Below are 24,765 nucleotides of genomic sequence, written 5' to 3' on the forward strand. Positions count from 1 at the left end.
GCTACCGCCGCGTGGAGGGCCGAGCACGGTCGACCGTCGACAGGGGGCACCCCCGGCCGAAGGCTGGGGGAGGCTGTAGCGCCCCTGGGGGGCACCTCCCAGCGGTAGCTGGGGGAGAACCGAGCCACGAAAAAGGGGCGCCGGGCAGGCTGAGTGCAGCCTGCCCGGCGCTTTGCCGTGTGCGGTCAGATGTGGGCCGCTCCCGCGCCCGCCTCCGCGTTCTCGCCGCGCTTGGTGAACGCCGCCACCACGGCCGCCAGGAGCGAGACGACGCCCGCGACGGTGAAGGCGACGCCCATCCCCGACACGAAGGTGTCATGCGCCACGCCGGTGATCTTCCCGACGAGCTCCGGCGGAGTGCCCGGGGCGAGCGGGGCCTTGCCCACCTCGACCGCCTGGGACGCCTGGTCCAGATCCTTCCCGGACAGCGGCGGCAGTCCGGCGCGCTGCCAGGAGCCGGGCAGGTCGTCGTCGACCTTGGCGGCCATGACCGCGCCGAGCGCGGCGGTGCCGATGCTGCCGCCGACCTGCATGGACGCCTGCTGGAGGCCGCCGGCGACGCCGGAGAGCTCGAGCGGCGCGTTGCCGACGATGACCTCGGTGGCGCCGACCATCACCGGGGCGAGGCCGAGGCCGAGGAGGCCGAACCACAGGGATGTCTCGAGGGTGGAGGAGTCCACGTCGAGGGTGGAGGCGCCGAACATCGCCGCGGAGGTGAGCAGCATGGCGACCACCAGCGGGATCCGTGGCCCGAGCTTGGTGATCAGCAGCCCGGCCAGCGGTGAGGCCACGATCATCATGGCGGTCAGCGGCAGCAGGTGCAGCCCGCTGTCGACCGGGCTCATGCCGTGCACGTTCTGAAGGTAGAAGGTGACGAAGAAGAGCCCGCCCATGAACCCGAAGGCCATCAGCACCATCAGCACGGTGCCGGCGGACAGCGGGACGGAGCGGAACATGCGCAGCGGCAGCAGCGGCTCGCTGCTGCGGGTCTCCCAGAACGCGAAGGCCGCGAAGCAGACCACGGCGAGCCCGAGGAACAGCAGCGTCCGGGAGTCGCCCCACTGCCATTCGCCGGCCTTGATCACGGCCCAGATCAGGCAGAACATCGCGCCGGACAGCAGCGCGATGCCGGGGATGTCGAAGGACTTGGGGGCGTTCTCGGCGCGGTGGTCCTTCAGGATCGCCAGTCCGAGGGCGAGGGCGAGGACGCCGACGGGCACGTTGATGTAGAACACGGACTGCCAGTTGACGTGCTCGACGAGCAGACCACCGACGATCGGTCCGCCCGCGGTGGACGCGCCGATCACCATGCCCCAGATGCCGATGGCCATGTTGAGCTTCTCGGCCGGGAAGGTGGCGCGCAGCAGGCCGAGCGCCGCGGGCATCAACAGGGCGCCGAACAGGCCCTGGAGCACGCGGAAGACCACCAGCAGGGTCACGCTGCCGGACAGGGCGATGGCCGCCGAGGAGGCGGCGAAGCCGACGACGCCGACGAGGAAGGTCTGGCGGTGGCCGAAGCGGTCACCGAGCTTGCCGGCCGTGATCAGCGAGACGGCGAGGGCGAGCAGATAGCCGTTGGTGATCCATTGGGCGTCGGCGAGCGAGGCGTCGAGGTCTTCGGCGATGGCGGGGTTGGCTATCGCGACGATCGTGCCGTCGAGGGCGACCATCGTCACGCCGACGGCGATCGTCAGCAGCGTTAGCCACGGGTGTCCCCGCAGCCCCTTCGGGGGATCGGGTATGGGAGGTTCCGGCGCCGCGTGGGCGACGGTGGTCTCAGACGTCATATCCGGAGGCTAGTGTCAGCCGCTGACAATTGACAAACAAGTTCATGATTCGGTAACTGCCAGGTTCCCCGCAGGTAGGGTGAGCAGCCCGATCGCGCCAGAAAGAGAGCCGACAGGTGACAACGGACCAGGCGGTGGCGCCACCACCGGCGGGACTCCGGGAACGCAAGAAGCAACGCACACGGGCCGCCCTGGTGCGCTCCGCCCTGGAGCTGTTCACCCGGAACGGATACGACCACACGACGGTCGACGAGATCGCGGACGCGGTCGATGTCTCCCAGCGCACGTTCTTCCGGTACTTCGCCAACAAGGAGGAAGTCGCCTTCGCCACCCAGGACGTGGCGGAGCGTCACTTCTTCGACGCCCTGGCCGGCCGGCCCGCCGAGGAGGCACCGCTCACCGCCCTGCGGGGCGCCGTCCAGACCTCCTGGAGCGCCGCCGGCGAGATCATCGCCGAGCTGGTCCCGCAGGACCTCCATATGCGCATGTACTGCGTGATCGAGTCGACCCCCGCCCTGCTGGCCGTCCATCTGCGCCGGACCGCCGAGCTGGAGGACCGGCTGGCCCGGGAGATCGCCCGCCGCGAGGGTCTTGGCGTCGACACGGACCCGCGGCCGCGCCTGGTGGTCGCGGCGTTCGGCGGGGCGATCCGGGTGGCCGGTCAGCTGTGGAACGAGGGCGAGGGCACCAGCATGGAGTCGCTGCGGGACCTCACCCTCTTCCATCTCGACCACCTCGGGGCGGCACTGGCCGAACCATGGGACAGATAACCCCAAAGACTGAATAAATCAGACAAAACGATCCGTCCGGATTCTCCTCAAACGTGAGAAGTGTCACGGCATTTGGCAGCCACCACCACGCTTCTCCTAGGGTGTCCCGCGGTGACTTCCTTCTCTGAGCTCGGCTCCCCCTCCCCCGGCTCCACCGCCTGGCGAGCACTCCTCGCCCTGGCGGTGGTGTTCGTCCTGCTCGCCACCACCGGCTGGACGGCCATGCGGAACCAGCGAGGGTCCGATGGCCCGCTGGCCGCGGAGCTGACCGCCTGGCGGAAGGGGCACCTCCCAGCGGTAGCCGGGGGAGGCAGCCTGGGCGGCCGCGCCCTGCCCGACCCCTCCGGCCCGCCGCGCCGCCTCGCCCGCTTCCTGGACTCGCTCACCGCGACCCAGCGCGATCGCCTGGCCCGCCGCTACCCGCTGGTCGTCGGCAATATGAACGGCGCGCCGGTGGAGCTGCGCTACCGCGCCAACCGGATCGCCCTCGCCCAGGCCCGCGACGCCGAGCGCAAGCGGATGCACGACGGCGGGCTCACCCCGCTCGGGCGGCAGGACGCGGGGCGCCGGATGCACCGCTACGAGGAGCTGCTGAGCGGCGGGCGGCAGATCCTCGCCTTCGACCCCACCGGCTCCGGGCGGGCCGCAGAGGTCTTCGGCGACCTGGAACACGCCGCGCGCGTCTCGGTCGTGGTGCCCGGCGTGGACACCGACATCCTGAGCTTCGAGAAGCCCGGGCGCGCCTACAGCGCGGTGGCCGGCATGGCGCGCGCCCTCTACAACGCCGAGCGGGTCGTCGACCCCCGCGGGAAGAACGCCGTCATCGCCTGGGCCGACTACACCTCCCCCAGCGGCATCGGCATGGACGCGGCCACCGGCAGGCTCGCCGCCCAGGGCGCCCTGCGGCTGCGCGCGCTGGTCAACGGCCTGCCCGAGCTGACCCGCGTCTCGCTGATGTGCCACAGCTACGGATCGGTGGTGTGCGGGGTGGCCGCCCGCGACCTGGCGCCCAAGGTCACCGACATCGCGGTCGCCGGCAGCCCCGGGATGCGCGCCGATCACGCCTCCGACCTGGGCACCAGCGCCCGGGTGTGGGCGATGCGCGACTCCGGCGACTGGATTCAGGACATCCCGCACGTGGAGCTCGGCGGGCTCGGACACGGCGCGGACCCGGTCTCCTCCGGCTTCGGCGCCCGTGTCCTGTCCGCCGACGGGGCGCAGGGGCACGCCGGGTACTTCGTGCCGGGCACCACCAGCCTGGACAACTTCGCCCGGGTGGGGGTCGGCTCCCTCCGGTCCGTGAGCTGCGCGGACGGCGACAGCTGCCGGACCGGACTGAGCTGACCGCCCCGTCTGACGGCCCGAACCGCCCCATCCGACTGCCGGCACCGCTCCAGCTGACGGCTGGAACTTGAGCTGACGGCTGAAAATTAGCTGACGGCGCAAATTGATTTGACGCGCGTAACCTCCGAGGGGGGACGGGCGGGCCCCCGCCGCATACGATGAGCCGCATGGGTGATGTGCTGGCCGGTTTTCAGACCGTCTGGGAGTTCGACACCGACTCCGTGCTCATCCGCTTCGAACGGGGGATTCGTACGCCGAAGCTGCTTCAGGCGCTCGGCGAGCGTCGCGTCCCTTACGAGGCGCTGTCCGCGGTGGAGGTCACCCCCGGCAAGCGGGGGACCGTAGTGCTGCGCGCCGTGCCCAGACCCGGCGCCGACCCCTTGATGGACGCCGCCGACGGCCAGCTCAAGGACGGGGGCGACCCGTACCGCCTGGTGCTGCCCGCCGAGCGCGGCACGCTCGCGGAGTACTACGCCGAGGAGATACGCGCCGCCCTCGGCCCCGCGGCCGCCACCCCCGCCGAGTCCTATCTGGTCGCCGCGCCCGCGCCGCCGCTGTCGTTCAAGGCGTACGACGGCAAGGCGTCCTTCGACGGCAAGGCCGTCTCCTTCCGCTGGTTCTGGACCGGCGCCTCCTCGGCGAAGTGGAAGGTCGGGGACCAGCGCTTCCGGATCGACGACCTGTCGGGCGTCGAATGGCGCTCGCCGGAGTCCAAGGGGACCGGCGGCGGCTCCCCCAAGCAGGGGCGCAGCGGCTTTTTGCGGCTGCTGGAGCGCGGCGCGGAGGACGGGCGCCCGGCCGCGCCCGGCGGCGGCGCGGCGCGTACGGGGGCACGGGCGGGCGCGCGTGCCGGCGATGGCGCGGGTGCGGCGGGTGCGATGGGTTCGGAAGGGCCCGCGGTCGCGACGCGGCCCGACCACGACCCGGCCGCGGTCGTCTTCGGCCTCGGCTACGGGCTGGTCCATGAGTCGCTGCCGTTCGCCGCGGCGGTGCTGGAGGCCGTACAGGCCGCCACTCCGGACCCGGCCTCGGGCCTCACCCGCACGACGGCCCGGCCCGGCCGCCGCGACCCCGCCGACATCGCGGACCGCATCCGCCACCTCGGCGAGCTGCACACGGCGGGCCTGCTGACGGACGACGAGTTCAGCTCGAAGAAGGCCGAACTGCTGGCGGAGCTGTAGACACGGCCAAAGTCTCCGGCGCGGGCCTCGGACCTGATACCCCGGTATGACGTCCGGGCGCGCCGTCCCCCCTACGCTGTAGCCGCCATGTCCCAGCCCTCGCCCGCCCCCACGCCGTCCGCCGCCGCGCACGAGAGCCTGCTGTCAGTCACCCGGCGGCACCTGTCCGCCCTCGCCCGGGCGCTCGTGACGCCTTCGTACCCGGCGACCCCGCTGCTCGCGCGGTCGACCAGGCGCTGGCTGCGGCGGCTGCCGTACGCGGTCGCCGGGCTGCTCACCATCATCCTGATCCCGACCACCGCCCAGCTCCTCACCAGGGACTACGGCCTGAACGGCGGGCTGGCCAGCGTGCTGGCCGCCGCCCAGGCCGCGCCGCTGCTGCTGGCCGTCACCCGCCCGCTGCCCGCCTGGTGGATCGCCTTCATCGCCGACACCGTCGGCTCGCTGGCGGTGTTGGGCTACGCCGACCTCCCCGAGCGCAGCTGGCCGTGGCAGCCGCCCAACATCATCGGCTATCTCTTCCTCCTCCTCTTCCTCGCGCTGCGCGAGCCCCGCCACACCCTGATGGCGGTCTGGCTGGTCACCGGTGGCGTGGGCGTGTTCCTGGGGATTCCCGGCGCGAGGTACAGCGACGGCTCCAATGTGCTGATGTTCGTGCTCGGCGGCGTGGTGCTGCTGGTCGGCGGCGCGCTGCGGGAGCGCGGGGACGCGCAGCGGCGGCTGGCCGAGCAGGAGACGATCAGCGAGGCGGAGCGGGCCCGGCGCACCCTGCTGGAGGAGCGCGCCCGGATCGCGCGCGAGCTGCACGACGTGGTGGCGCACCACATGTCGGTGATCACGGTGCAGGCGGACAGCGCCCCGTACCGGATCGGCGGCCTGCCGCCCGAGGCGGAGCGGGAGTTCGGCACCATCGCGGCCACCGCCCGCGAGTCGCTCGCCGAGATGCGGCGGCTGCTGGGCGTGTTGCGCAGCGAGGACGCGCGCGGGGAGCGCGCGCCGCAGCCCGGTCTCGACCGGGTGCCACAGCTGGTCGAGGCGACCGTACGGGCGGGGATCCCCACCACGCTGTCGATCGCGAAGGACGTGGCCGCGCTCGGGCCGCTGCCGCAGGCGGTGGATCTGTCGGCGTACCGGATCGTGCAGGAGGCGCTCGCCAATGTGGTGCGGCACGCGCCGGGCGCCCCGACGAACGTGTCGATCCTGACCTCCGCGGACCGTACGGGGCTGACCGTGCTGGTCGTCAACGGCCCGGCGAGCGGCGCGCCGGGCCCGCCCCTGGAGACCACCGGCACCGGCCATGGCCTGGTCGGCATGCGCGAACGCGTCCGCCTGGTCGGCGGCACGCTGGACACCGGCCCGCTGCCCGACGGCGGCTTCCGCCTGGCGGCGCGGCTCCCGCTCGTCGAGGTGGCACAGCCCGCGAAGAACACCGCCGACGGCGCCGACGGCGCGGCCCCGGGAGCCACAGAAGCCATGGAAACCACGGAGAGCACAGCAGGCGCAGCGAGCGCGGGAAGGGATCCACTCGCCCCATGACCATCCGGGTGATCATCGTCGACGACCAGGCCATGGTGCGGGCGGGCTTCGCCGCGCTGCTCTCCGCGCAGAGCGACATCGACGTGGTCGGCGAGGCCCCCGACGGAAAGCAGGGGGTCGACGTCAGCCGCAGCACCCACCCGGACGTCGTCCTCATGGACGTCCGGATGCCCGAGATGGACGGCCTGGAGGCGGCCCGGCGGATACTCGACCCGCCGGCCGGCGTCGTCCACCGCCCGAAGGTGCTGATGCTCACCACCTTCGACGTCGACGACTATGTGTACGAGGCGCTGCGCGCGGGCGCCAGCGGCTTTCTGCTCAAGGACGCCCCGCCCGCCGATCTGATCTCGGCGGTGCGGGTCGTGGCCGCCGGGGAGGCGCTGCTCGCCCCCTCCGTCACCCGCCGCCTCATCGCCGACTTCGCCCGGCAGCGGCCCGCGCCGCGCAAGAACCTCGCCACGCGGCGCAGCGGGCTCACCCCGCGCGAGACCGAGGTGCTGGAGCTGATCGCGCGCGGGCTGTCCAACCAGGAGATAGCCGAGTCGCTGGTGCTCGCCGAACAGACCGTCAAGACGCACATCGGCCGGGTGCTCGCCAAGCTGGGGCTGCGCGACCGGGCCCAAGCGGTGATCTTCGCGTATGAGTCGGGCCTGGTGACGCCCGGTCAATAGCCCGCCGCCGACCCGCGCGTCACCCCGGGTAGGGGCTACACCCCCTACCCAGGTATGACCCCGGAGTTGGCTCCGGGGTGTGACGTTTCGCCACCCACCGCCTTCCTACGTTTCCCTCCGCCATCGAATGGACAGAGGGGGACGCGACCATGTCGCACACATCGGTCGGCAGGCACCGGGCCCGCAGCCTGATCACCGCCGCGCTCGTGGTCACCGTCATGGCGGGCACCGCCGGCTGGACCGTGGCCCATGAGCAGCAGGCCGTCACCGGACCGCCGCCCGGCACGGCCGCCTGGCGCGCGGACCACTCCCTGGGCCCCGGCGCCGCCGGCCGGCTGCCCGACCCGGCCACCGCCTCCCCCGCCGAGATCGCCCGGTTCTTCGCCGGGCTCACCGCGGCCCAGCAGCGGACCCTGGCGCTCCGTCACCCGCTGGTCGTCGGCAATCTCGACGGCGCGCCCGTGGCGCTGCGCTACACCGCCAACGCCCTCGCGATCAGGGCGGAGCGCGCCAAGGAGCGGGCCGCCGACCCCGAGAGCCCCCTCGTCGACCGCTACACCGGGCTCCTCGCCCCCGGCCGCCGGATCCTGGCCTTCGACCCGCGCGGCCGGGGCCAGGTGGCCGAGGTGTACGGGGACCTGACGACCGCTCAGCGCACCGCGGTCCTCGTCCCCGGCTCCGACACCGACCTGGGGAACTTCGACCGTACGGACCACCACCCGTACGGTTCCGCGGCCGGCATGGCCAGGTCGCTGCGCGCGGAGATGGCCCGGGAGGCGCCCGGGGTCCGTACGTCCGTCGTGGTCTGGGTCGGCTACACCACCCCGCTCGGCCTCGGCCCGGACGCCGCCACCGGCCGCCTCGCCAAGGCGGGCGTGCCCCGCCTCGACCGCTTCCTCGCCGGTCTCGCCGCGACCGCGGGCGAGTCGGCGCAGGCCCCGCCGGCCGTCTTCTGCCACAGCTACGGCTCGGTCGTGTGCGGGCTGGCCGCCTCCGGTCTCGGCCGCGCCGAGATCTCCGACCTGGTGGTGTTCGGCAGCCCCGGCGTACGCGCCGACGACGCCGCGGAGCTGGGCCCGGCCGCCCGGGTCTGGGCCACCCGCGACAGCTCCGACTGGGTCCGGCGGGTCACCGGCTTCGACTTCCTGGGCCTGGGCCACGGCCAGGACCCGACCGACCCGTCCTTCGGCGCGCGCGTGCTCTCCGCGGACCGGGCCCACGGCCACACGGGCTACTTCGCCCCCGGCACGGAGTCGCTCCGCAACTTCGCGCGGATCGCCCTCGGCCACTTCGCGGCGGTCCACTGCGCGGAGGGCACGGGCTACGACCGCGACTGCCGCCATGGCCTGGCGTAACGCGGCGACGCCGGTCTGAATAGGCCCGGACCGGCGTCGCGCTTTACCGTCGTGCGTTATTACGGCTTGTCGAAGGTCCAGACGGCGCGGTCGCCGGGGCCCACGACGAGGGTCGAGTTGCCGATCCGCTCCTCGTGCCGGTCGTCCACCGACGCGTTGAGCGACATCTGGATCTGCTTGAGACCCACCTTGTCGGCCGAAACCACGTCGTACTGGATCGTGGTCAGGCCGTCCTTGACGATGGCACCGCCCGGGACCTTCTTGATGTCCAGCCCACCGGCCTCGAACAGCGGCAGCTGCGTGTTGAGGTCGAGTTCGGTGACGGCGAAGCGGATACGGGTCAGGTCCCGCATCTGGTGGTCCTTGTAGGTGTCCGGCAGATAGCGCTGACGGGTGATGTCACCGGGGTAAGCCGCCGGACCGGTCTTGCTGCGCGGGTCGGCGAAGTACTCCTCCCGGTACTCCATCGCCCACGCGCCGAAGGCGTCATAGGGATAGTCGGCGACGGGGAACTGGACGCCGTCGAACCACGGCACCAGGACGCCGTCGCCGAAGTTACGCGACTGGAGGAATTCGTCCAGCTTGTCGAAGCCCTGATCCCGCAGCCTCTGGCTCACCTTCGCCAGGTCGCCGTCGTGCTCGGAGGAGTACGCGACCGAGGTGGAGCCGAAGTTGGCGTCCTGGCCCGGCAGGTCGCCGGTCCCGAACAGCTCGATGTAGGTCTGGCCGCCGTAGAGGTAACGGCCCTTCCAGGTGAGGTTACCGCTGCTCGTGGTGCGGACCTCGAAATTGGCGAAGTCCCGCAAAAAGTCCGAATTCTCGACGGCGTCGGCCGTCTCGCGGTCGACCACGCCATAGGAGTGGTTGTAATAGAGCAACTGCCCATCGGCCGACGACCGTCTCTCCGAGTCCCCCGCCGTCTTGGCACCGGCTTCGACGGTCCCGGTGAGGGCGACTCCGGCCACAACGGCGAGGCCGACAGTTGCTCGTAACATCCGACGAATAAACATGTCGGCGATCTTAGTGCGGCGGCGATCCCGAGCGGTAGATAGTTTTGCTATTCGTTGAATAACCCCGGTGACGAGGGGGCAGCACACAAGGCGAACAGTGGCCTGCGACACAAAAAGACAAAAGCGCCACGGGCGCCATGTCCGCTCTGCAATGCTTTTCCGGCGAGTTCCGGAAATTCATTACTCGCGGCTTTCAGGCCCGCTCCGACACCCGGCGGGCGTCGGCATAGATATCGATCTTGAAGTCGAGGACATGCAGGGTGTCCTGGAGCTCGGCGATCCGCTGCCGCACGCTCGCCCGGTGCGCGGTCAGCAGCTCCTCGCGCTCGCCGAAGGTGTGCTCGCCCTCGCGCACCAGCTCGGCGTAGCGGACCATGTCCGCGACCGGCATCCCGGTCAGCCGGAGCTTGCCGACGAGGCTGAGCCAGTCCAGGTCCTTGTTGCTGAAGCGGCGCTGGCCGGTGTGGGTGCGGTCCACATGCGGCATCAGCCCTATCCGCTCGTACCAGCGCAGGGTGTGCGCCGTCAGCCCGGTGTGGGCGACGACCTCGCTGATCGTGTAGCGGTCCTGTCCGGTGGGCCGGGGGTGGCCGACCGTCCCCGCGCATGCCTGCACCTTCACCGGCGCGCTCTCCAACACGGTCATGCCGTCTCGCCACCCTCTCGCAGTCGCTGATCCGTAAACCTTCACGACGTTCTCAACGCTATTGACTTGGAGTGCACTCCAAGCAAGCGCAGTTTTGGCGAATTCTTGGCCGGGTCCGCCCTTGGCTAGGCTCTGGGTCATGGAGAGCCTGCGGATGATCGAGAACTGGCCGGTACCCACGGCGGCCGCCGCCGTCGTGCGCGCGGACGGCACGGTGGCCGGATCATACGGCCCGGCCGACCGGCGCTTCCCGCTCGCCTCGGTCACCAAGCCGCTCGCCGCGTACGCCGCGCTGGTCGCCGTCGAGGAGGGCGCGGTGGAGCTGGACGAGCCGGCCGGGCCCGAGGGCTCCACGGTCCGCCATCTGCTCGCCCACACCTCCGGGCTCGCCTTCGACGAGCACCGCGCCGCCGCCGCGCCCGGCACCCGCCGGCTGTACTCCAACGCGGGGTTCGAGGTGCTCGGCGACCACATCGCCAAGGCCACGGACATCCCGTTCGCCGAGTATCTGCGCCAGGCGGTGCTGGAGCCGCTGGGCATGGCCTCGACCGAGCTGCCCGGCTCCCCCGCCAAGGACGGCGTCTCCACCACCGCCGACCTGGCCCGCTTCGCGGCCGAACTCCAGGCCCCGCGGCTGCTGGCCGCCCAGACGCTGGCCGAGGCCACCTCCGTCGCCTTCCCGGGCCTCGGCGGTGTGCTGCCGGGCTACGGACATCAGCGGCCCAACGACTGGGGGCTCGGCTTCGAGATACGCGACGGCAAGTCGCCGCACTGGACGGGCGCCTCGTCCTCGCCGCGCACGTTCGGGCATTTCGGCCAGTCCGGAACGTTCCTGTGGGTGGACCCGGAGGCGCGGGCGGCCTGTGCGGCCCTGACGGACCGCGCCTTCGGCCCCTGGGCCGTCGAGGTCTGGCCCGCGCTGACCGACGCGGTCCTCGCCGAGCTGCGCCCCTGACCCCGAGGTCAGCCGTACGAGGGCTCCGCGCGCATCGCCCACACCAGCAGCTCCGCATCGGTCAGGGCACGGGCCCGCTCACCCCGCGCGCCGGTGATCCGCGCCGCGTCCCCCGCCGTCAGCGTCTCCCCGGCGAGCTCCACCTCGCCCCGCACCACATGCGCGTACACCCAGGGCGCGACCGGCAGCTCCGTCCCCTCCCCGGCGGCCGGCCGCCACACGCCGAGCGCGGCGTCCGCCCGCTCCAGGGCGTACGGCTCGGGGCCCGCCGGGCCGCGCACCACCTCGTACGCGGGCTCGGCGCCCGCGCCCGCCGAGGTGAAGCCGGCCGCCGGGGCCAGCCACATCTGGACGAACGTCAGCGGCTCGCGGCCCTCGTTGCGCTCGCTGTGCCGCACCCCGCCGCCCGCGCTGAGCCGCTGCACATCGCCGGGGCGCACCACGGTGCGGTGTCCGGCGGAGTCCTCGTGGGTGAGCTCGCCCTCGACCACCCAGGTGACGATCTCCAGGTCGCGGTGCGGATGCTCGGCGAAGCCCGCCCCCGGCGCCAGCCGCTCCTCGTTACAGGCCACGAGTGACCCGAATCTCACATTCTCCGGGTCGTAATACCCAGAAAAGGAAAAGGCGTGGCGCGTCTCGATGCCCGCCCCGTGTCCACCCCGGTACCGTTCACCGGCGCGCTGTACCCGCATCATCCGGCCCACGGTACCCACACCCCCGCGCCCGTCACCCGATAAGGCAGTCTTGTCCTCGTGCCAGAACCAGCCGCGAACAGCCCTCATCCGCACAGCGCCACCCTGCGCCGCCTGGAGAAGTCCTCCGGGAAGCTCGCAGCGAGCGCCATCGCCCGCATGGACGAGCAGCTGCCGTGGTACCGCGCGATGCCACCCGAGAACCGGTCCTGGATCGGGCTTGTCGCCCAGGCGGGCATCGCGGCGTTCACCGAGTGGTTCCGGCACCCGGAGGCGCCGCAGGCCATCAGCACCGATGTGTTCGGCACCGCGCCGCGCGAGCTGACCCGGGCGATCACCCTGCGGCAGACCGTCGAGATGGTCCGCACCACGATCGAGGTCATGGAGTCCGCGATCGACGAGGTGGCGGCGCCCGGCGACGAGGCGGTGCTGCGCGAGGCGCTGCTGGTGTACGCGCGGGAGATCGCCTTCGCCACCGCGCAGGTGTACGCGCAGGCGGCCGAGGCCCGGGGCGCGTGGGACGCCCGGCTGGAGTCGCTGGTGGTCAACGCGGTGCTGTCGGGGGAGGCGGACGAGGGCGCGCTGTCCCGCGCCGCCGCCCTGGGCTGGAACTCGCCGGAGCATGTGTGCGTGGTGCTGGGCACGGCGCCCGACGGGGACAGCGAGCTGACCGTGGAGGCGATCCGGCGGGCCGCCCGCCACGCCAAGCTCCAGGTGCTCACCGGTGTCCTCGGCGACCGGCTGGTGGTGGTCGCGGGCGGCTCGGACAATCCGATCCAGGCCGCGAAGGCGCTGATCGGGCCGTTCGCGGCGGGCCCGGTGGTGGCGGGCCCGGTGGTGTCCGACCTGCTGGCCGCGACGAAGTCGGCCGCGGCCGCCGCGGCCGGGCTCAAGGCGTGCACCGCCTGGCCGGACGCACCGCGTCCGGTGCTCGCGGACGATCTTCTTCCGGAACGCGCGATGGCCTCGGACCCGGCCGCGCGTGAGCAGTTGGTGGAGGAGATCTACAGACCGCTGGAAGAGGCGGGCTCCGCCCTGCTGGAAACTCTGAGCGTATATCTGGAACAGGCAAGCAGTCTGGAAGGCGCGGCGCGGATGCTCTTCGTTCACCCGAACACCGTGCGCTACCGGCTACGACGTGTGACCGACGTCACCGGATGGTCTCCCTCCGACGTCCGGTCCGCGTTTACTCTGCGCATAGCCCTGATCCTGGGGCGTCTGACCGACGCGGACCCCCAGGGCTAGGTCTTTGTCGGACTCCAACAATTCCCTACACGGTTCTTCGTCCTTGTCCTCACGGGCGGGCGAGACCAACCACAAGAGAGAGTGTGAGGGTGCTCGTACTCGTCGCTCCCGGCCAGGGCGCCCAGAAGCCCGGCTTTCTGACCCCCTGGCTCGACCTCCCCGGCGTCACCGAACGGTTGACGTGGTGGTCCGCCGTATCCGGCCTGGATCTGATCCACTACGGCACCAAGGCCGACGAGGAGGAGATCCGGGACACCGCCGTCGCCCAGCCGCTGCTGGTGGCCGCGGCACTGGCCTCCGCCCAGGCGCTGTTCTCCGAGGGCGCCGAGGAGTTCCAGGGCTCGCTCGGCGCGACCGCGGGCCACAGCGTCGGTGAGCTCGCGGCGGCCGCGTTCGCCGGTGTGCTCACCGCCGAGACCGCCATGGTGCTGGTCCGCCGGCGAGGTCTCGCCATGGCCGAGGCCGCGGCCCAGGCCGAGACCGGCATGGCCGCGGTGCTCGGCGGCGAGCAGGAGGACGTCGTCGCCCATCTGACCAAGCTCGGGCTGACCCCGGCCAACGTCAACGGCGCCGGCCAGATCGTGGCCGCGGGCACCGCCGAGCAGCTGGCCGCGCTGGCCGAGGACAAGCCGGAAGGGGTGCGCCGGGTCGTCCCGCTGAAGGTGGCGGGCGCGTTCCACACCGACCACATGGCCCCGGCGGTCTCGGCGCTCGAAACCCTGATCGCGGGCGCCCCCGTGGCCGATCCGCGCATCCCCTACGTCTCCAACCGGGACGGACAGGTCGTCACATCCGGCGCTGAGGTCGCCCAGCGCCTGGTCGCCCAGGTGTCCAACCCGGTCCGCTGGGACCTGTGCATGGAGACCTTCCAGCAGCTGGGAGCCACCGCGATCATCGAGGTGGCTCCGGGCGGCACACTCGTCGGTATCGCCAAGCGCGCCCTGCCGGGCGTCAAGACGCTGGCCCTCAAGACTCCCGACGACCTCGAGGCGGCCCGTGCGCTGATCGCCGAGCACGCTGTTCCGGTCGCCGACACCCCGGCCGAATAGGAGCTCCCAGAGCATGACTGCGAAGATCAAGCCCAGCAAGGGCGCCCCGTACGCGCGCATCCTCGGTGTCGGCGGCTACCGTCCGCACCGTGTGGTGCCCAACGAGGAGATCCTCAAGCACATCGACTCCTCCGACGAGTGGATCCGCAGTCGCTCGGGGATCGCCACACGCCACTGGGCCGGGCCGGACGAGACGGTGGCCACGATGTCCGTCGAGGCGGGCGGAAAGGCCATCGCCGCGGCGGGCCTGACGCCGGAGCAGATCGGCGGCGTGATCGTCGCGACCGTCTCCCACTTCAAGCAGACCCCCGCGGTGGCCACCGAGATCGCCCATCTGCTCGGCACGGGCAAGCCGGCCGCCTTCGACGTCTCGGCAGGCTGCGCGGGCTTCGGCTACGGCCTGACCCTCGCCAAGGGCATGGTCACCGACGGCACCGCGGAGTACGTCCTGGTCATCGGCGTGGAGCGGCTCTCGGACCTGACCGACCTGGAGGACCGCTCGACGGCCTTCCTGTTCGGCGACGGCGCGGGTGCCGTGGTCGTCGGCCCGTCCAAGGAGCCCGCCATGGGCCCGACCGTCTGGGGCTCCGAGGGCGACAAGTCCGAGACCATCACCCAGACGCTGCCGTGGGATGTGTACCGCAACCAGAAGGCCGACGAGGTACGCTTCCCCGCGCTCACCCAGGAGGGCCAGGCCGTCTTCCGCTGGGCGGTCTTCGAGATGGCCAAGGTCGCCCAGCAGGCCCTCGACGAGGCCGGGGTCAGCCCCCAGGACCTCGATGTCTTCATCCCCCACCAGGCCAACATGCGGATCATCGACTCGATGGTCAAAACCCTTGATCTGCCGGAACACGTCACGGTCGCCCGTGACGTGGAGACCACCGGCAACACCTCGGCCGCCTCCATCCCGCTCGCCATGGAGCGGCTGTTGGCGACCGGGCAGGCGAAGAGCGGCGACACCGCGCTCGTCATCGGCTTCGGGGCGGGTCTCGTGTACGCAGCGACGGTCGTTACCCTCCCTTAGTCAAGATCCTTAACGCAGCCCCGAACAGCTCGGACGCTGCGCACTCACCGCAATCACCGAAGAAGGAGCGCCGCAATGGCCGCCACCCAGGAAGAGATCCTCAAGGGTCTCGCCGACATCGTCAACGAGATCGCCGGCATCCCGACCGAGGACGTCCAGCTGGACAAGTCCTTCACGGACGACCTGGACGTCGACTCGCTGTCCATGGTCGAGGTCGTCGTCGCCGCCGAAGAGCGCTTCGACGTCAAGATCCCGGACGACGACGTCAAGAACCTCAAGACCGTCGGCGACGCCGCCGACTACATCCTCAAGCACCAGGGCTGAGCCCGAGCGCTTGTCGCCACCCGAGCGGTGGCAGGTCCAGCACCTTCTCTCCACGTAAAGTAGGAAATCCTGTGAGCTCGACCAATCGCACCGTGGTCGTCACCGGTGTTGGTGCCACGACGCCGCTGGGTGGCGACACCGCCTCCACCTGGGAGGGACTGCTCGCCGGGCGTTCTGGCGTCCGTCTCCTCGAAGAGGACTGGGCGGCCGATCTGCCGGTCCGCATCGCCGCGCGGATCGCGGTGGAACCAGGCACCGTCATCCCGCGTCCGCACGCCCGCAAGCTCGACCGCTCGGCGCAGTTCGCGCTGATCGCGGCCCGTGAGGCCTGGGCGGACGCCGGCTTCACCGCCAGGGCGGGCGAGGACCCGACGGTCGACCCCGACCGGCTCGGCGCGGTCGTGGCCTCCGGCATCGGCGGTGTGACCACCCTCCTCGACCAGCACGACGTGCTGCGCGAGAAGGGCGTCCGCAAGGTGTCCCCGCACACCGTGCCGATGCTGATGCCCAACGGCCCCGCGGCCAACGTCGGCCTTGAGGTCGGCGCCCGTGCCGGTGTCCACACCCCGGTCAGCGCCTGTGCGTCGGGCGCGGAGGCCATCGGCTACGCCATCGAGATGATCCGCACCGGCCGCGCCGACGTGGTCATCGCGGGCGGCACCGAGGCGGCCATCCACCCGCTGCCCATCGTGGCCTTCGGCAACATGATGGCGATGTCGAAGAACAACGAGGACCCGCAGGGCGCCTCGCGGCCGTACGACACCGACCGCAACGGCTTTGTGATGGGCGAGGGCGCCGGCATCGTCGTCCTGGAGTCGGCCGACCACGCCGCCCGCCGCGGCGCGCGGGTCTACGCCGAGGCCGTCGGCCAGGGCATCTCGGCCGACGCGCACCACATCACCCAGCCGGAGCCGTCCGGCAACGGCATCGCCCACGCCCTCCAGAACCTGGTCGACTCCACCGAGCTCAAGCCGGCCGAGATCGTGCACGTTAACGCGCACGCGACCTCGACCCCGCAGGGCGATGTGGCGGAGCTGAAGGCGCTGCGCAAGGTCTTCGGCCACGACGTCGACCACATGGCGATCTCCGCCACCAAGTCGATGACCGGTCACCTGCTCGGTGGCGCGGGCGGCGTGGAGACGGTGGCCACGGTGCTGGCCCTGTACCACCGGCTGGCCCCGCCGACGATCAACCTCGACAGCCTCGACCCCGAGGCGGACGGCGACATCGTGCGCGGCGAACCCCGCCCCCTCCCGGCGGGCACCATCGCGGCGCTCAACGACTCGTTCGGCTTCGGCGGCCACAACGTGGTCCTGGCCTTCCGCACGGTCTGACCCCTCGGGGCTCCGCCCCGGACCCCGGTCCTCAAGCGCCGGACGGGCTAGTTCCAGCCCGTCCGGCGCTTGAGGACACGCCCGAAGGGCGTCCGGGGGTCTGGGGGCTTGCCCCCAGTTTCGGGAAGCGGCGGGTAGGGGACAAGGCCCGCCGCAGGCGCGGCGCGTCAGCCGAAGCTCGCGAAGTACGACGCCACCATGTCCTCCTCGCCATGCCCAAGCTCCGCCGCCCTCCGAAACCGCTCCGCCCCCGCGGCCACCACATCCATCCGCACCCCGGCCCCCTCCCCCGCCTCGACGATCAGCCGCGCGTCCTTCTCCGCGGTCCTGGTCGCGAAGCTGGCCTCCAGGCGGCCGCCCAGCAACTGGTCCGACTTGGCCCGCAGATAGCCCATGTCCAGCGACCCGCCCGCGACGGCGTCCAGGAAGGCGCGCGGGTCCACGCCGAGCCCTTTGGCGAGGGCGAGCGCCTCGGCGGTGCCGTGGGTGACGGTGAGCACCCAGCTGTTGGCCACCAGCTTGAGCCGGCTGGCCGCCCCTTCCTCGCCGTTGTCGCCCACCCACAGGGTCCGGCTGCCGATCCCCTCGAAGACGGGGGCCAGGACCGTACGGGCCGACTCCGGGCCCGCGGCGAGCACCAGCAGCTGTCCGCTCTCGGCGGGCTGCTTGGTGCCCAGTACGGGGGCGTCGACGAAGACCAGCCCGCTCTCCCGGGCGAACGCGGCGAGGGCGTCGAGGCCGCCGAGGCCGGCGGTGGTGGACTGGGACCACACCATGCCGGGGCGCAGCGCCGGGGCGGCCTGCCGCATCGCGTCGAGGGCGGCCGGGCCGTCGTACAGCATGGTGAGGACGGCGTCTGCGCCGTCCACGGCCTCGGCGGGGGTGTCGGCGACGCGCACGCCGTGGGCGGCGAGCCCCTCGGCCTTGCTCCGGGTGCGGTTCCACGCGCGGACCTCGAGCCCGGCCCCGGCGAGGTTACGGGCCATGGGGAAGCCCATGATGCCGGTGCCGAGGACCGCGATGGATCGGGCGGGACGGGGGGTGGGGAGGTTCTCGGTCGTCATGGCTGAACGCTAGGGCCTGGAGCGGACTCCAGGGCAAGGACGGGCCGGGTGACGTGCCGTGCTCAGACCACCTGGTGGAGCCAGCGGACGGGCGCGCCCTCCCCCGCGTAGCGGAAGGGCTCCAGCTCGTCGTCCCAGGGCTTGCCGAGCAGCTTGGCGACCTCGGCGTGCAGATCGCTCTCCCCGCGCGCCGAGCGCGCGAGCGCGGCGCGCAGCCGGTCCTCGGGGATCAGGATGTCGCCGTGCATGCCGGTGACGGCGTGGAAGATGCCGAGGTCGGGGGTGGAGCTGTAGCGCTCGCCCTCGGCCGTGGCGCACGGCTCGGCGGTCGCCTCGAAGCGCAGCAGGTGCCAGCCGCGGAGCGCGGAGGCCAGTTTGGAGGCGGTGCCGACCTCGCCCTGCCAGGAGAACTCGGCGCGCCAAGTGCCGGAAGCGGCGGGCTGCTTGATCCAGTCGAGGGTTACGCGCACGCCGAGTACGCCCGCGATGGCCCATTCGACGTGTGGGCACAGCGCGCGCGGAGCGGAGTGCACGTACAGAACTCCACGTGTCGTCACCTGGGCCTCCTGTGCGGTTCGAGGTACGCCTTCCCCAGCGGCCTCGTGCCCGTATCGGTGACGCCCGGGACAGCACTAGACATTCTGCCCTAATGATCACCCTCGCACCAGCCCCGAGGTTACCAGCAGTGAAATTTCTCGGGCAGAATCCTTATGAAAACGGACAGCATGTGACGCCGGGTAACTTAGCCGTACCGGAACGCTCCCGCTCCCGCCAGGGGCGGAGCTCAACTGGCACGGGAAAAAGCTACCGCGCGGCGCGACCGGAGGAGTGACGTACCGTCGGTCCTGGACAGAATCACCCAACAGTCGGAGGGGGAACAGCCATGCGGGGCAGCGCAGCACGCCGGGTCCGGCCGACGCTCACGGCCACGTCCGCGCCCACCACCACGACCACGACCCGTACCGCCACCCGTACCGCCGTCGCCGTGCTCACAGCCGGCGCCGTGCTCGCGTCGGGGGGTTGTTTCGGCGGCTCCGACGACGCCTCCCACCCGGGCGGCCCACGGGGCGGCAAGCGCCCCGCCGCCAAGCCCAGCGTCCTGTGGAACACCAAGCCCGGCTCCATCGCCTCCCTCGGGGACTCCATCACCCGTGGCTTCGACGCCTGCTCGGTGCTGTCCGACTGCCCCGAGGTGTCCTGGTCCACCGGGACGGAGGTGAACAGCCTCGCCCGCCGGCTGCTCCCCGCCTCCTCCCGTTCCGGCGCGCGCAGCTGGAACTACGCCAAGACGGGCGCGGTGATGTCCGATCTGTCCGGGCAGATCCAGTCGGCCGTCGGCCACAAGCCGGAGCTGGTGACCGTCCTGATCGGCGCCAACGACGCCTGCCGGGACTCGGTCGACGACATGACCCCGACGGCCGCGTTCCAGGCCGCCTTCGACGCCGCGCTCAAGACGCTGCGCCGCGAACTGCCCAAGACCCAGGTGTATGTGGCCAGCGTGCCCGACCTGAAGCGGCTGTGGTCCGAGGGGCGCAAGAACGTGCTGGGCCGGCAGATCTGGAAGCTGGGGATCTGCCCGTCGATGCTGAAGGACGCCGACGCCACCGACCCGGCGGCGGTGGAGCGGCGCCGCCGGGTGGAGAACCGGGTGGACGAGTACAACACCGCGCTGAAGTCCGTCTGCGCCCAGGACGCGCTGTGCCGGTACGACGGCGCGGTGCACAACTACCAGTTCTCGGAGGACGAGTTGAGCCGGTGGGACTGGTTCCACCCGAGCAAGGAGGGCCAGCAGCAGCTCGCCGACATGGCCTACCGCCGCATCACTGCGCCATAACCGGGCTCGGTTCTCCCCCAGCTACCGCTGGGAGGTGCCCCCGCCGGGGCGCTACAGCCTCCCCCAGCCTTCGGCCGGGGGTGCCCCCTGTCGACGGTCGACCGTGCTCGGCCCTCCACGCGGCGGTAGCCGCATATTGACGGCAGCCTCAGGGCCTCCGCGCGCTCTCCACTTTCACCGTGACATCAGCGCCTCCGGCGCGGGCGGCCGCGCCCCTTCGGCTCACTCGCCGGTCACCGGCACCCGCACGGACAGGGGGCGGTCGGCGACACTGCGGCCCGCCTGCGCGGCGTATGCGCCGGGGACCAGCCGCCACGCGTGCGCCGCCTCGTCCCAGACCTCCGCGGCCCGGCGCGGCAGCACGATGTCGGCGCGGGCCCGCTCGCCCGGCCCGGCGGTGACGGAGGCGAACCCGGCGAGGCGGCGCACCGGGCGCTCCTCGCCGTCGCCCTCGGGCACCGCGAGATAGACCTGGACCACCTCCCGGCCCGCCCGCGCCCCGGTGTTGCGGACCTCGACGGTGAGCGTGCCCAGAGTGTCGCCGCCCGGCTCCGCCGCCGGGGTGAACTCGGCCGACTCGTAGGTCCATTCGGTGTACCCGAGGCCGTGGCCGAACCAGTACGCGGGGGCCGGAGCGTCCTGCGGCCGCTGTGCCGCGCGCCGCTCCCAGGCGCGGTAGCCGATGAACACGCCCTCGTCGTAGCACAGCCGGCCGTCCGTCGGCCGGACCCGGGTCACCGGGGCGTCGGCCAGCCGGGCCGGCCAGGTGGTGGGCAGCCGGCCGCCGGGCTCCTCGGCGCCGAGCAGGACGTCCGCGAGCGCGAGGCCCGCGTCCTGGCCCGGGAACCAGCTCAGCAGCACCGCGGCGACGTCCTCGCGCCATGGCATCTCCACCGGCGAACCGGAGTTGACGACCACGACGGTAGGGGTGCCGGTCGCGGCCACGCGCCGTACCAGCTCGTCCTGACGGCCCGGCAGCCGCAGATCGGAACGGTCGAAGCCCTCGCTCTCGACGCGCTCGGTGGTGGCGACCACCACCACGGCGACCTCGGCGGCCGCCGCTGCCGCCACGGCCTCCTCGATCAGCTCGTCGGCGTCGCGCTCGGGGGCGCGGTGCATCAGGCCGAGGACAACGGCCTGCAGCGGCGCGTCCTTGATCTTGACGACCACGCAGGTGAGGCTGATCCGTACGGGCTTGTCCGCCGTCAGCTCGGCGGTCGCGCGCGGCTCGGGCTCGCCGAAGAACGCCTCGAAGGGGTCGCGCGCATCCTCCATCATGTCCTGCACCCCGTCGTAGAGCACCTTGCCGTCGACGGTCAGCCGGAACCTGCCGAGGCCCCGGGTGCCGAAAGTGTGGCGGCCGGATTCGCGCGGGGTGAAGGTGCCGGTGATCTCGACGGTGTGCAGCTCCTCGTACGTCACCCCCGCCGGGAAGTCGCCGAGCCAGCGCACCTCCCCGTTGGGCAGCCGCGACTCCCCCAGCGTCCGGCCGTCCTCGGCGCGTACGGTGGCGCTCAGCTCGAACCCCTGGGACGCCGGGGCGAGTTCATCGGTGGGGTCGGCGCCGACGGCGTAGGTCAGCACGTCCGGGGGCAGGGCGGCGCGCAGCCCCTCCAGCGGCGAGACGACGCGCTCGGGGAAGACCTGGGCGGAGCCGCCGCCGAGCACCCGGGCGTCGCGGGCCGCCGCGCCGAGCAGCGCGACGCTCGTCAGGCGGGCGGGGTCGAGCGGCAGGGCGGGGCGACCCCGCCCAGGTGTCGCGGGCTCGTTGCGCAGCAGCACGAAGGAGCGCCGGGCGATCTCACGGGCCAGGGCCTCGCCGGCAGCGTTATCAATGGGCTCGGGCCGGTCGGCGGCGGCCACCGCCGGGTCCGCACCGTCCAGCGCGCCGACGCGGGCGGCGAGGGTCAGCACGCGGCGCACCGCCTCGTCCACATCGGCCTCGGGGACCTCCCCGGCCCGTACGGCGGCGGCCAGCGCCTCGCCGTAGACGGTGCGCGGCCCCGGCATGGCGACGTCGAGCCCGCCGAGCAGGTCCCGTACGGTGTCGCGGGCGGCCAGCCAGTCGGAGACGATGAAGCCGTCGAACCCCCACTCGCCGCGCAGCACCCCCTGCTGCAGCTCGCGGTGCTCGGTCATGGTCGAGCCGTTGACGCCGTTGTAGGCGGCCATGACGCCCCAGGGGCGGGCGTTCTTGACGATGGCTTCGAAGGGGGCCAGGTACAGCTCGCGCAGGGCGCGGGCGCTGACCCTGTTGTCGACGGTGAAGCGCTCGGTCTCGGCGTCGTTGGCGACGAAGTGCTTGACGGTGGTGCCCACCCCGCCCTCCTGGACGCCGGTCACATAGCCGGTGCCGATCTCGCCGGTGAGGTACGGGTCCTCGCTGTACGCCTCGAAGTGGCGGCCGCCCAGCGGCGAGCGGTGCAGGTTGACCGTCGGCGCCAGCAGCACGTGCACGCCCTTGCGGCGCGCCTCCTGGGCGAGGAGGTGGCCGGCGCGGCGGGCGAGGGCGGGGTCCCAGGTGGCGGCCAGGGCGGTGGGGCTGGGCAGGGCGATGGACGGGTCGTCGGCGCTCCAGTGCACCCCGCGCACGCCGATCGGGCCGTCCGACATCACCAGCGACCGCAGCCCGATCTCGGGGACGGCGGGCAGCGACCACATGTCCTGGCCGGAGAGCAGCCGCGCCTTGGTGTCCAGATCGAGCTTGCCGAGCGCGTTCTCCACGGCCTTCACCGCGCCACCTCCTGATCAGTGCTGACGGTTCAGGCCATGGTGGCCGTAACCGCCCGCGATGACCTGTAGCCAGGTAGGTATAGTTATCTTTTCGTTATGCGATTTCGGCTGGCCGCGCCGATCCGGGAATGCCGTACGGTCGGGCGACGGCATATGACAAACGGCACGAGCGGGAAGGCGGAGACGGCGATGGCCGAGGGGACGCGGGGCGGCGGGGGTGGCCGGGGTGGTGGCGGCCACGGCGGCCGCGGCCCCGGCGGCACCAGACGCGGGGCGCGCGGCGGGGAGCGGCGCGCCGAGATCGTACGCTGCGCGCTCGAGGTCATCGCCGAGCGCGGCTACCGGGGCGCCACCCTGGGCGCGGTCGCCGAGCGCGTCGGCCTGACCCAGCAGGGCCTGCTCCACTACTTCCCCACCAAGGAGTCGCTGCTCGTCGCGGTGCTCGAGGAGCGCGACCAGTGGGACACCGGCTCGGCGCGGAAGGGCGAGTCGGGCGCCTGGCCGCTGGATCTGCTCGCCTCGCTGGTGGAGTACAACGCCATGCGGCCGGGCATCGTGCAGACCTTCTCCGCCCTCCTCGGCGAGAGCGTCACCGAGGACCACCCGGCCCGCGAGTACTTCACCCGGCGCTATGAGCATGTGCGCGCCGACATGGCGGCCACCCTCCGCGGCGAGTTCGGCGACCGGCTGCCCGGCGGGCTCACGCCCGAGGAGGCCGCGCCACTGCTGGTGGCGGTGATGGACGGGCTCCAGTACCAGTGGCTGCACGACCCGGAGGCGCTGGACATGCCCGCCGCCTTCCGCTCCTTCCTCACCCTGCTGGGGCAGTCGGCGCCGCCGCGCGGCTGACGCCCGTCGTCGTCACCCCGCTCAGCCGATGAACGCCACATCCGGGTGGCGCGGGGACGGCCCGTCCAGCAGCGGCCGGTGCAGCCCGCGCAGATGCCGGTCGAAGAACGCCGTGAGGTACGCCCGCCGGCTCGCCGAGAAACGGGCCGGGTCCACGGTGCCGATCATCTGCTTCCGCAGCCCCTCCGGCAGCGTCAGGCGCTCGGCGAGGGCGGGGAGGACGATCTCGTAGTCGGTGAACGAGTTGTGCTCGGCCGTCCGTGTCCACAGGTCGCGCTTCCAGCCCGTGGAGTTCTGCCACAGCGCCCGCCACGACGGCGAGTGTTCATGGGTGTGCGGCAGCCGCTCCGACTTGGTGTCCAGCCACGCGCCCATCAGCAGAAACGGCCGGTCGAGCCCGCTGTGCGCGACCGGCAGCAGCAGATCGGGGTCCGCCCAGTCGTAACCGAGCGGCCCGTCCAGGTTGACCCCGGCGCGGATCCGCCGGTCCAGCCGCATGGCCTCCGCCGTCGTCATGCCGCCGAGCGAGTGGCCGAACATCCCGACCCGCCCCATGTCCAGCGCCGCGCCCAGCCCGCCGGGCAGCCGGCGCCGTCCGGCGTCCGGGTTGTCGCCGCGCGCCAGCGCCTCCAGCCGGTCCAGCACGAACCGGACATCGGCCACGCGCACCTCCAGCACGGTCTTGTTCCGCTCGGCCACCGGCTCGATCTTGCCGATCTCCGACGACGCCTCGACGACCCTGCCGCCCGGGAACTCCACCGCGTGTGCCTCGTAGGTCGGGTCGACGGTCACCACGACATAGCCCCGCGAGGCCAGTTCCGCCACCGCGTCGGTGTCCAGCGTGCGCTCGTTGTACATCCCGGGCGAGTACAGCACCACGGGCCTGGGCCCCAGCCCGGGCGCCACATCCATCCCCTCGCGGGCGTGCGTGGTGAACCCGGCCCAGTCGACGGCACCGGGCTCGATCCGGAGGATCCGCGCGGCGCCCGCCCCGAACGCCGCGGCCGCGCCCGCCCGCATATACGGGGCCGAGGCCCCGTCCGCCCCCTGCCGCGCCGGGTACCACACGCTCACCATGAGCTCCCGGTCCCCGGGCCCCCACCGCTCCTTCCGCCCCTGGTCCACGAGGTGCAGCTCGGTCATCCCGACCGGGTGGCGGCCGGTGGGCGCGGGCAACTCGACCCGTACGGCGTCGCCGTCGCGCGCCTGTTCTGTGCCGCCCTTGCGGCCCTTGCCGGGGGTCACCGCTCCGGAGGCGAGGGAGGCGGACCCGAGGGCCACCGCGGCCCCCGTGGCGGCCAGGCCGCCGATCAGTTGACGCCGTGAGAGCCGCGACGCGGCGGAAGTCATGAATCGCATGTC

At 72.4% G+C, this 24,765-nt stretch carries 22 protein-coding genes; 14 read left to right on the top strand and 8 right to left on the bottom strand.

Going from position 1 to position 24,765, the window contains the following annotated elements:
* Window positions 1-185: 185 nt before the first annotated feature.
* Window positions 186-1,787: a DHA2 family efflux MFS transporter permease subunit gene (locus tag ACZ4WQ_RS03535; protein ID WP_311722762.1), complete on the bottom strand. Its 1,602-nt coding sequence runs from the start codon at window positions 1,785-1,787 to the stop codon at window positions 186-188.
* Between the two features lie 116 nt (window positions 1,788-1,903).
* Here ACZ4WQ_RS03535 and ACZ4WQ_RS03540 point away from each other — a divergent pair, with 116 nt between their 5' ends.
* The 6 genes from ACZ4WQ_RS03540 (at window position 1,904) to ACZ4WQ_RS03565 (ending at window position 8,644) form a co-directional block, all read left to right on the top strand.
* Window positions 1,904-2,557 (top strand): TetR family transcriptional regulator, encoded by a 654-nt coding sequence (locus ACZ4WQ_RS03540; RefSeq protein ID WP_358848988.1) that lies wholly within the window; start codon window positions 1,904-1,906, stop codon window positions 2,555-2,557.
* Window positions 2,558-2,668: 111 nt separating this feature from the next.
* Complete coding sequence (locus ACZ4WQ_RS03545; RefSeq protein ID WP_358848989.1) at window positions 2,669-3,901, top strand: alpha/beta hydrolase; 1,233 nt, start codon at window positions 2,669-2,671, stop codon at window positions 3,899-3,901.
* Between the two features lie 167 nt (window positions 3,902-4,068).
* The gene (locus ACZ4WQ_RS03550) at window positions 4,069-5,082 is read left to right on the top strand and encodes a DUF4429 domain-containing protein (protein WP_385351513.1); all 1,014 of its coding nucleotides are present in this window, start codon (window positions 4,069-4,071) and stop codon (window positions 5,080-5,082) included.
* Window positions 5,083-5,169: 87 nt separating this feature from the next.
* Entirely contained in the window at window positions 5,170-6,618 is a 1,449-nt protein-coding gene (locus ACZ4WQ_RS03555) for a sensor histidine kinase (protein ID WP_398369762.1), read from the top strand.
* The gene (locus ACZ4WQ_RS03560; protein WP_311722757.1) at window positions 6,615-7,289 is read left to right on the top strand and encodes a response regulator transcription factor; all 675 of its coding nucleotides are present in this window, start codon (window positions 6,615-6,617) and stop codon (window positions 7,287-7,289) included. Before ACZ4WQ_RS03555 ends, ACZ4WQ_RS03560 begins: the two co-directional genes overlap by 4 nt.
* 149 nt (window positions 7,290-7,438) lie before the next feature.
* Window positions 7,439-8,644, top strand: a complete 1,206-nt coding sequence (locus ACZ4WQ_RS03565) for an alpha/beta hydrolase (RefSeq protein WP_385351507.1) — start codon at window positions 7,439-7,441, stop codon at window positions 8,642-8,644.
* A 59-nt stretch (window positions 8,645-8,703) separates the two neighbouring features.
* Here the strand turns inward: ACZ4WQ_RS03565 and ACZ4WQ_RS03570 are convergent, their stop codons facing one another.
* Window positions 8,704-9,639: a DUF5829 family protein gene (locus ACZ4WQ_RS03570; RefSeq protein ID WP_358848994.1), complete on the bottom strand. Its 936-nt coding sequence runs from the start codon at window positions 9,637-9,639 to the stop codon at window positions 8,704-8,706.
* A gap of 208 nt (window positions 9,640-9,847) precedes the next feature.
* A complete protein-coding gene (locus tag ACZ4WQ_RS03575; protein WP_311722754.1) occupies window positions 9,848-10,300 on the bottom strand; it encodes a MerR family transcriptional regulator in 453 nt (150 codons plus the stop codon).
* A gap of 139 nt (window positions 10,301-10,439) precedes the next feature.
* Here ACZ4WQ_RS03575 and ACZ4WQ_RS03580 point away from each other — a divergent pair, with 139 nt between their 5' ends.
* Window positions 10,440-11,255: a serine hydrolase domain-containing protein gene (locus tag ACZ4WQ_RS03580; RefSeq protein ID WP_398369758.1), complete on the top strand. Its 816-nt coding sequence runs from the start codon at window positions 10,440-10,442 to the stop codon at window positions 11,253-11,255.
* Between the two features lie 8 nt (window positions 11,256-11,263).
* Here ACZ4WQ_RS03580 and ACZ4WQ_RS03585 read toward each other — a convergent pair whose 3' ends face one another.
* Window positions 11,264-11,950: a pirin family protein gene (locus ACZ4WQ_RS03585; protein WP_468022003.1), complete on the bottom strand. Its 687-nt coding sequence runs from the start codon at window positions 11,948-11,950 to the stop codon at window positions 11,264-11,266.
* A gap of 57 nt (window positions 11,951-12,007) precedes the next feature.
* Here ACZ4WQ_RS03585 and ACZ4WQ_RS03590 point away from each other — a divergent pair, with 57 nt between their 5' ends.
* The 5 genes from ACZ4WQ_RS03590 (at window position 12,008) to fabF (ending at window position 16,923) form a co-directional block, all read left to right on the top strand.
* On the top strand, window positions 12,008-13,192 hold the full coding sequence (locus tag ACZ4WQ_RS03590) for a PucR family transcriptional regulator (RefSeq protein ID WP_398369756.1): 1,185 nt from the start codon (window positions 12,008-12,010) through the stop codon (window positions 13,190-13,192).
* An 89-nt stretch (window positions 13,193-13,281) separates the two neighbouring features.
* Window positions 13,282-14,241 carry an ACP S-malonyltransferase gene (locus ACZ4WQ_RS03595; protein ID WP_311722751.1) on the top strand — a complete coding sequence of 320 codons (960 nt, stop codon included), beginning with the start codon at window positions 13,282-13,284 and terminating at the stop codon, window positions 14,239-14,241.
* Window positions 14,242-14,254: 13 nt separating this feature from the next.
* On the top strand, window positions 14,255-15,265 hold the full coding sequence (locus ACZ4WQ_RS03600; RefSeq protein WP_398369753.1) for a ketoacyl-ACP synthase III: 1,011 nt from the start codon (window positions 14,255-14,257) through the stop codon (window positions 15,263-15,265).
* A 75-nt stretch (window positions 15,266-15,340) separates the two neighbouring features.
* Complete coding sequence (locus tag ACZ4WQ_RS03605) at window positions 15,341-15,589, top strand: acyl carrier protein (protein WP_311722749.1); 249 nt, start codon at window positions 15,341-15,343, stop codon at window positions 15,587-15,589.
* Window positions 15,590-15,660: 71 nt separating this feature from the next.
* Window positions 15,661-16,923, top strand: a complete 1,263-nt coding sequence (fabF, locus tag ACZ4WQ_RS03610; RefSeq protein ID WP_311722748.1) for a beta-ketoacyl-ACP synthase II — start codon at window positions 15,661-15,663, stop codon at window positions 16,921-16,923.
* 167 nt (window positions 16,924-17,090) lie between these two features.
* Here the strand turns inward: fabF and ACZ4WQ_RS03615 are convergent, their stop codons facing one another.
* On the bottom strand, window positions 17,091-17,987 hold the full coding sequence (locus ACZ4WQ_RS03615; RefSeq protein WP_398369749.1) for an NAD(P)-dependent oxidoreductase: 897 nt from the start codon (window positions 17,985-17,987) through the stop codon (window positions 17,091-17,093).
* 62 nt (window positions 17,988-18,049) lie between these two features.
* On the bottom strand, window positions 18,050-18,544 hold the full coding sequence (locus ACZ4WQ_RS03620) for a DUF3145 domain-containing protein (RefSeq protein WP_311722746.1): 495 nt from the start codon (window positions 18,542-18,544) through the stop codon (window positions 18,050-18,052).
* A 326-nt stretch (window positions 18,545-18,870) separates the two neighbouring features.
* Here ACZ4WQ_RS03620 and ACZ4WQ_RS03625 point away from each other — a divergent pair, with 326 nt between their 5' ends.
* On the top strand, window positions 18,871-19,821 hold the full coding sequence (locus tag ACZ4WQ_RS03625) for an SGNH/GDSL hydrolase family protein (protein ID WP_398369746.1): 951 nt from the start codon (window positions 18,871-18,873) through the stop codon (window positions 19,819-19,821).
* A 222-nt stretch (window positions 19,822-20,043) separates the two neighbouring features.
* Here the strand turns inward: ACZ4WQ_RS03625 and ACZ4WQ_RS03630 are convergent, their stop codons facing one another.
* Window positions 20,044-22,545 (bottom strand): glycoside hydrolase family 3 protein, encoded by a 2,502-nt coding sequence (locus tag ACZ4WQ_RS03630; RefSeq protein WP_398370507.1) that lies wholly within the window; start codon window positions 22,543-22,545, stop codon window positions 20,044-20,046.
* A gap of 162 nt (window positions 22,546-22,707) precedes the next feature.
* Between ACZ4WQ_RS03630 and ACZ4WQ_RS03635 the strand changes: the two genes are divergently transcribed.
* Window positions 22,708-23,403: a TetR/AcrR family transcriptional regulator gene (locus ACZ4WQ_RS03635; protein WP_398369744.1), complete on the top strand. Its 696-nt coding sequence runs from the start codon at window positions 22,708-22,710 to the stop codon at window positions 23,401-23,403.
* Window positions 23,404-23,424: 21 nt separating this feature from the next.
* On the opposite strand, the gene ACZ4WQ_RS03640 is transcribed toward ACZ4WQ_RS03635, so the two are convergent.
* Window positions 23,425-24,762 carry an alpha/beta hydrolase family protein gene (locus ACZ4WQ_RS03640; RefSeq protein WP_398369742.1) on the bottom strand — a complete coding sequence of 446 codons (1,338 nt, stop codon included), beginning with the start codon at window positions 24,760-24,762 and terminating at the stop codon, window positions 23,425-23,427.
* Window positions 24,763-24,765: the final 3 nt, after the last annotated feature.

It is taken from the genome of Streptomyces sp. NPDC028305 (assembly GCF_055569495.1).

Coding starts and splice junctions, on each gene's coding strand:
- ACZ4WQ_RS03625 (WP_398369746.1), top strand. CDS start 18,871: ATGCGGGGCAGCGCAGCACGCCGGGTCCGGCCGACGCTCACGGCCACG.
- ACZ4WQ_RS03550 (WP_385351513.1), top strand. CDS start 4,069: ATGGGTGATGTGCTGGCCGGTTTTCAGACCGTCTGGGAGTTCGACACC.
- ACZ4WQ_RS03570 (WP_358848994.1), bottom strand. CDS start 9,639: ATGTTACGAGCAACTGTCGGCCTCGCCGTTGTGGCCGGAGTCGCCCTC.
- ACZ4WQ_RS03605 (WP_311722749.1), top strand. CDS start 15,341: ATGGCCGCCACCCAGGAAGAGATCCTCAAGGGTCTCGCCGACATCGTC.
- ACZ4WQ_RS03555 (WP_398369762.1), top strand. CDS start 5,170: ATGTCCCAGCCCTCGCCCGCCCCCACGCCGTCCGCCGCCGCGCACGAG.
- ACZ4WQ_RS03600 (WP_398369753.1), top strand. CDS start 14,255: ATGACTGCGAAGATCAAGCCCAGCAAGGGCGCCCCGTACGCGCGCATC.
- ACZ4WQ_RS03585 (WP_468022003.1), bottom strand. CDS start 11,950: ATGATGCGGGTACAGCGCGCCGGTGAACGGTACCGGGGTGGACACGGG.
- ACZ4WQ_RS03565 (WP_385351507.1), top strand. CDS start 7,439: ATGTCGCACACATCGGTCGGCAGGCACCGGGCCCGCAGCCTGATCACC.
- ACZ4WQ_RS03560 (WP_311722757.1), top strand. CDS start 6,615: ATGACCATCCGGGTGATCATCGTCGACGACCAGGCCATGGTGCGGGCG.
- ACZ4WQ_RS03640 (WP_398369742.1), bottom strand. CDS start 24,762: ATGCGATTCATGACTTCCGCCGCGTCGCGGCTCTCACGGCGTCAACTG.
- ACZ4WQ_RS03635 (WP_398369744.1), top strand. CDS start 22,708: ATGACAAACGGCACGAGCGGGAAGGCGGAGACGGCGATGGCCGAGGGG.
- ACZ4WQ_RS03615 (WP_398369749.1), bottom strand. CDS start 17,987: ATGACGACCGAGAACCTCCCCACCCCCCGTCCCGCCCGATCCATCGCG.
- ACZ4WQ_RS03575 (WP_311722754.1), bottom strand. CDS start 10,300: ATGACCGTGTTGGAGAGCGCGCCGGTGAAGGTGCAGGCATGCGCGGGG.
- ACZ4WQ_RS03580 (WP_398369758.1), top strand. CDS start 10,440: ATGGAGAGCCTGCGGATGATCGAGAACTGGCCGGTACCCACGGCGGCC.
- ACZ4WQ_RS03535 (WP_311722762.1), bottom strand. CDS start 1,787: ATGACGTCTGAGACCACCGTCGCCCACGCGGCGCCGGAACCTCCCATA.